The 735-nt window shown below is 71.2% G+C and carries 1 protein-coding gene; it reads right to left on the bottom strand.

Translation table 11 applies throughout. The annotated features are described in order from the left end of the window. Positions 1-537: ABC transporter ATP-binding protein (locus tag A6302_RS20630; protein ID WP_141704068.1), on the bottom strand; the 537-nt coding region annotated here is incomplete at its 3' end. Positions 538-735: the final 198 nt, after the last annotated feature.

The raw sequence follows: 735 nt of genomic DNA, 5'->3' as shown, positions 1-735 counted from the left end.
CAATTCGGCGATCTCGTCGCGGATCTCGGCGCGCAGGGCGGCGTCGAGATTCGACAGGGGCTCGTCGAGCAGCAGCAGGCGCGGCGCGCGCATGATCGCCCGGCCGATGGCGACGCGCTGGCGCTGGCCGCCGGAGAGTTCCACCGGCTTGCGTTCCAGATGCGCGCCGAGCGACAAGAGGCCCGACACCCGCTCCAGCCGGGCCGCGACATCCTCCATCGACGCGCCGGCCTGGCGCAGGCCGAGGCCGAGATTGTCGCGCACGGTCAGATGCGGATAGAGCGCATGGGCATGCAGCACCATGGCGATGCCGCGTCGGGCCGGCGCCAGATCGCCCACCGCCTCGCCGTCGATCCGCACCTCGCCCGACGTCGGTGCATCGACCCCGGCGATGATCCGCAGCAGTGTCGACTTGCCGCTGCCCGACGGGCCGGCAAGCACCACCAGTTCGCCGGGCGCAACGGAAAGGTCGATGCCGCGCAGCACCTCGGTGCCCTCGAAGCTGCGGGTGACGGCGGACAGGTCCAGCGCGGCCAAGGTGGTCCTTTCGGGTTCAGCGGATGGGAAACGGCGGCGCGAGCCTCCGGGTCCATGGGCGTGGGTAGCATTCCGCATGCGGCGTTGCAGCCCCGACGTTTCGCCGCCGCAGGAATTTCCTGTCCGGCGTCGTCACCGGCATGTCCGGCGCCTCCGGCAATGCCAAGGCCCTGCCCCCATTGCCTCGCTGGATGGCCT

The organism is Methylobrevis pamukkalensis, assembly GCF_001720135.1.
Taxonomy (GTDB): Bacteria; Pseudomonadota; Alphaproteobacteria; order Rhizobiales; family Pleomorphomonadaceae; genus Methylobrevis; species Methylobrevis pamukkalensis.
The sequence above is the reverse complement of the archived record's forward strand: the minus strand, read 5'-3'. Positions and strand labels throughout refer to the sequence as shown.